The sequence below is a fragment of the Bradyrhizobium sp. UFLA01-814 genome (genome assembly GCF_046718885.1).
Classification (GTDB): Bacteria; Pseudomonadota; Alphaproteobacteria; order Rhizobiales; family Xanthobacteraceae; genus Bradyrhizobium; species Bradyrhizobium elkanii.
In genome coordinates, this window is sequence record NZ_JAQOSR010000306.1 from 1 (window position 1) to 5001 (window position 5001).

The 5001-nt window shown below is 62.5% G+C and carries 6 protein-coding genes and 1 tRNA gene; 3 read left to right on the forward strand and 4 right to left on the reverse strand.

From position 1 onward, the window contains the following. Window positions 1–174: 174 nt before the first annotated feature. Window positions 175–918: an outer membrane protein gene (locus PMN64_RS41955; RefSeq protein WP_411785006.1), complete on the reverse strand. Its 744-nt coding sequence runs from the start codon at window positions 916–918 to the stop codon at window positions 175–177. Between the two features lie 229 nt (window positions 919–1147). Then, window positions 1148–1468, reverse strand: coding sequence for a hypothetical protein (locus tag PMN64_RS41960; protein WP_028338941.1), 321 nt, complete (start codon window positions 1466–1468; stop codon window positions 1148–1150). A 99-nt stretch (window positions 1469–1567) separates the two neighbouring features. Between PMN64_RS41960 and PMN64_RS41965 the strand changes: the two genes are divergently transcribed. Continuing rightward, window positions 1568–1693 carry a hypothetical protein gene (locus PMN64_RS41965; RefSeq protein ID WP_411785007.1) on the forward strand — a complete coding sequence of 42 codons (126 nt, stop codon included), beginning with the start codon at window positions 1568–1570 and terminating at the stop codon, window positions 1691–1693. A 170-nt stretch (window positions 1694–1863) separates the two neighbouring features. On the opposite strand, the gene PMN64_RS41970 is transcribed toward PMN64_RS41965, so the two are convergent. Together PMN64_RS41970 and PMN64_RS41975 are read right to left on the reverse strand one after the other, a co-directional pair. Further along, on the reverse strand, window positions 1864–3054 hold the full coding sequence (locus tag PMN64_RS41970) for a hypothetical protein (RefSeq protein ID WP_411785008.1): 1191 nt from the start codon (window positions 3052–3054) through the stop codon (window positions 1864–1866). Window positions 3055–3257: 203 nt separating this feature from the next. Then, a tRNA-Thr gene (locus PMN64_RS41975) sits at window positions 3258–3332 on the reverse strand. A gap of 314 nt (window positions 3333–3646) precedes the next feature. Here PMN64_RS41975 and PMN64_RS41980 point away from each other — a divergent pair. Further along, window positions 3647–3841 (forward strand): hypothetical protein, encoded by a 195-nt coding sequence (locus PMN64_RS41980; protein ID WP_225160827.1) that lies wholly within the window; start codon window positions 3647–3649, stop codon window positions 3839–3841. A 41-nt stretch (window positions 3842–3882) separates the two neighbouring features. Further along, on the forward strand, window positions 3883–5001 hold a 1119-nt coding region (locus PMN64_RS41985; RefSeq protein WP_411785009.1), incomplete at its 3' end, for an FAD-dependent oxidoreductase.

Genomic DNA, 5001 nt, shown 5'->3' on the forward strand with positions numbered 1-5001 from the left:
GTATCGGTGCGGCCGGTTAACAAAATCGGGAAAATTGCGACGATCTGCGGGATTATTCAGGGCTGCCGGGCATCGCCGCCATGTTGGTTCGCTGTGCGGAATCGATGCTCGCGACATGACGCAAAAAGGCCGGCGTGAGCCGGCCTTTTCCACTATCGGTTGTGGGTAGTATTCTCAGTAGCGGCCGTAAGCTGGGCCGCCGAGGTTGCCGAGATTGAAGCGGTAGTTGAGGCCCGCCTTCACGGTGTGCTCGTCATTGTGGAAGCTGCCGACAGGCACCAGCGCACCCGGCGCGGTGAAGCGGCTGTCGCCGAAGTCGTAGTACTGGTACTCGACCTTGGCCGACCAGTTCGGCGCGAACATGTATTCGGCGCCGCCGCCGATGGTCCAGCCGTTGCTGTGGTTGTCGCTGAGCGTGAAGCCGACCGGCGCGCCGCCGAGCGTCACCGTTTCGTTGTTGTCGGAATAGGCGTAACCGCCCTTCACATAGATCAGGCCCGGACCCCAGGTGTAGCCGACGCGACCGGTGATCGAGCCGATGCCGCGCTGGTTGTTGTTGTAGACGTAGCCGCCCGGGAAGATAGCGTTGAGCTGGTGGCCGCCGACCCAGGAATACTGGCCTTCGACGCCGATCACCCACATCGGCGACAGCTGCCAGTCGTAGCCGCCCTGCACGCCGCCCATGAAGCGGGCGTCGGAGTCGGACAGCGCGAGGCCGTTGAAGTTGTTGTTCTGGGAGAACACGCCGCCGAGATGGCCGCCGAGATAGAAGCCGGTCCAGTTGTAGAGCGGCGCGGCGTAAACAGGCGCGGGCGCCTTCTGATAGTAGCCACGGTTGAAATCGGCGGCGTTGGCGGTCGCGCCAAAGGCAGCGACGGCAGCCGCGGCGGCTGCGGTTGCGAGCAGGAACGTCTTCATGGGGGCAGTCTCCGGACAAGTCATGAGGCGCAGCGTGAATGGCGCCATCCATGGCGGATGGGTTAGACCGCATTTGAATAAAATGCAGTCACCCGAACGCTGCTCGGAGCGTTAAGTCGCAGCCTTTGCGGCGAAACGTTTTGTTGTGCCTAACGAACGCTTAAGGTGGAATGAAGCAAGGCTTAACGCGGTGCGCGCGGCGCGCATTTCCCGTTAACCAAGCCGCCGGCTAGGCCAGTCGCTTGCGCACGTCATCGCGCATCTGCTCGCGGAACGCCTGGCGGCGCGCGGCGCGATCCCTGACCGGAACGTCGTGGCGATCGAACACGTCGAACTTCTCCAGGATCGGATAGTGCTCGCTCGCCATCGCCAGCACGCGCAGCAGGGCGGCAACCTTCGGGGTCGGGCCGGTGACTTCCCACCTGCGCAGCTTCTCGGCGCCGCCGGCAGCCGACAGCCCGCACAGCTTCGCCATATCAGCCGCCGTCAGCTCGCGGCCGAGCGCCTCGCCGAGATGTTCGCGTAATTTCTTTAGTTCTGGGCCGGTCACGCTGGGTCCGCTCCGCGATGGCAAAATGTGAAGTGAGTCACATGACGTGCTCGAGGCGCGGGTTATACGCCACACAGGTGAGTTCTAAAGGAAGCCATCATGCACGGCATCATCGAAAGCCTCAGCCCCGAACACGATCAGATCGATTGGAAATGGGTCGGCAGTGTGTTCACGTTCTACGTCGTGCTGACGATCGGCGGGATGGGCGCGCTGCTGGCGCATTGATCCGCGGAAGCGGTGCGAAGGGCCGATTGCGCGGATAGCGATCAAAATAGAGCGGTCACGTGACGGCTCAGGCCCGGCGGTAGCCGCCGGATCGCATAATCCTCCCTGAGAGGCGGTAGCCACGTCCTGCCGGCGCCTCCGTTCGGCGCCGACAGGGTGTGTTCAGATCATCAGCGTGAAGCGAGAGCGTTGGCCATTCGGGCAGATGTGCCGGGCGGCCTTGGCAAAGACCGTGCAGCGACCGCGGGTGCGGACGGCGTCGCATTGGTCGGCCAGGCACCAGGGAACGGCGGAGCGAAATGGTGCGCCTTCAGAGCGGCGATTTCCCATGAGTTCAGACAGGTTTTCCCGCCATACTCCGTCGAGTTGTAGAAGGCGTGAAATCCGATACCAAGAGCCGAGGCGAAGCGGTCTCCCTTGGTCGCGCCATCCACATAGCCTCTGAGCTTGGCGCAGAACTTGGGCAGATTTGCCGACCAGGGAGAATCAACCGCATTCTGGGCATTGTTGAATTGGCTTTGAAGCTCGCCGTACCGATCGGAAAAGGCCCTGTCCACTCCGAGCCAGCCGTTTCCGCCGTCAATATCCGGCCCGGTGTCACGCACGATCTTGTCGATCGAGATAACGGTCTTTCGGCCGCTTCTGTAGCTGATGTTGCTGGCGGTTGACCTGATCTCATACTGCCTGGGATCGGGCGATCTGGTTTCCGCAAACGACGCCATGATCGAGTTCACCCCGTTGTTGAGCGTGGTGATGGCGTTGCTGTTCTTCTCCAGATAGGAGACGACAGGAACGATCGCCGATCCAATACCGGTGCCCGTGGCCAGGGAGCCCAACGCGACAGCACTGGTGCCGACCGTCGCAATCCCGCTCACAAACTTCGTCGGGTCATTGAATCGAATGGTGTCCGACTGCTTGTACTCAAAGTGCAGCCTTACTTTCGCGTTCGCCGGAACGTCGGTGATGATGGTGCCTTCGCAGTTCTGAATTTGAACGTCGCCAAAGTTGGCTTTCGCTATGATCGGTACCTTGACCTGCTTGATCTGGTCACTCTTGGCATTCGGGAACGTGACGACGGCCGCAAGGGCGACAGACCGGTCGTGAATATTGAATCCATCCTGGAATATGTTGCCGGTTCGCTTCGCTCCGACCCAGTCCGACGCCACGTTGTTCAAGCTCTGCGCATTGTCGCAGAGATTGCGGACCTTGAGATCGTACTCGAAGACGTCCCTGGGACTGTCGAAGGCTCTTATGACCGGCGGCGAGCCCGAAGCACGCTCAATATCGACCAACTCAAAGCCGAATGCGGACGAGGATGCCAACAGCGCAAGAGCCGTCGGCAGCAAGGTTTTGATGCGCACGTGAAATCCCCCAATTCCCTATCGTATTGCGGAGTTTTGAAATTCGCCATGTAACTACAGTTACATAGAAGTATAGCTCCGGCCGAAAATCAACCAAAAGTAGATTTTCGTACGAAAGAACGGAGGGCTGTCTTTGGCGAGGGGATAGTGGGATCAGGGCGGGTAGGGAGGTCTTCGGTTCAGTCGCAGTGCGATGAAGATCCTGGTGCTGCCAGACAGGATTGAACTGTCGACCTCTCCATTACCAATGGAGTGCTCTACCACTGAGCTACGGCAGCATGCCCGGGAAAAATTGAATCGGCCCCAAGGGCCCGTCCAAGCGGGCGGTTCTTGCCACAGGCCTCCCCTTGGCGCAAGCGAAACAGCGCCCCGGTCGCCCTTGAAATTGGCAGAAATCGACGGCCTCGCCGATGATTCCGGCCAATCTGGCCGATTTCGGCCGGATTGGGTTCCCGATCGCGTCGAAACTATCCCGATCCGCGCTCGCCGCCGAATCATATCGCCGCAACTGGCCGACCGGGCAGGGTGCGCGGGCACCCGCCATTGGCTATGCTCACCTCGCGCAGGGCGGCGGCGGTTCGAGAGTTCTAGAATGACAGGCGATCAGGACAGAGGCGGCGGGCAGGCCGGAGCCCGCGTGAAGGATTCACGACAGGATCGTCTCAAGCTGGCGCTGCGCGAAAATCTGAAGCGACGGAAATCGCAGGCGCGCGGTCGCGAGGATGTGGCTTCCGAACCAGCCGATGGCTCGCTAGATGACGCCGGCGGAAACGAGCCGCGCCGTTAACCCGGTTCGTGCGCATTGTTATAAGGAAGCGGGTCGCCGATATGGCTGTAGATGAGACGACGATCGATCGGCTGAGCGCAACCGCCTACGCCTTCCCGCGCCATGAGCAGACTTTTCCGACCCTGACCGCGCACGAGATCGAGCGGATGCGCCGCTTCGGCGAGCCGCGCTCATACCAGGACGGCGAGGCGCTGTTCGAGACCAGCAAGCCCGGGCCCGGCATGTTCGTGGTGCTGTCGGGCAATGTCTCGATCACCCAGCGCGACGGCCTCGGCCATGTCGCGCCGATCATCGACCAGGGACCGGGCCAGTTTCTCGCCGAGATCGGCCAGCTCTCCGGCCGCCCGGCGCTGGTCGACGGCCATGCCGATGGGGTGGTCGAGACGCTGCTGTTGCCGCCCGACCGGCTGCGTGCGCTTTTGGTCGCGGAGGCCGATCTCGGCGAGCGCATCATGCGCGCTCTGATCCTGCGCCGCGTCAGCCTGATCCAGGGCGGCGCCGGCGGGCCGGTGCTGATCGGCCCCGCCTCGGTCGGCAACATGGCGTCGCTGCAGAATTTCTTGGCGCGCAACGGCCAGCCGCACCACTTCCTCGACCCCGAGACCGACAAGGATGCCGCCGACCTCGTCGCGCGCTATTCGCCGACGCGCGCCGAGCTGCCGCTGGTGGTCTGTCCCAACGGCACGGTGCTGCGCAATCCGTCCGAGACCGCGCTTGCGATGGCGCTCGGCATGATCGGCAACAGCGCGCATGAAAAACTCTACGATGTCGCCGTGGTCGGCAGCGGCCCGGCAGGGCTTGCCACCGCGGTCTATGCGGCGTCGGAAGGCCTGTCGGTTGCGGTGTTCGATTCCCGCGCCTTCGGCGGCCAGGCCGGCGCCAGCATGCGCATCGAAAACTATCTGGGCTTTCCGACCGGGATCTCCGGCCAGGCGCTGGCCGGACGGGCCTTCAACCAGGCGCAGAAATTCGGCGCCGAGATGCTGATCCCGGTCTCGATCAAATCACTCGACTGCACGAAAGCGTCCGGCGCATTCGTGCTCGACACCGCATGCGGGCATACGCTGCGCGCGAAATCCGTGGTGGTCGCCAGCGGGGCGCGCTATCGCCGGCCCGAGATCGACAATCTCGATGCCTTTGAAGGCCGCGGCGTCTGGTAC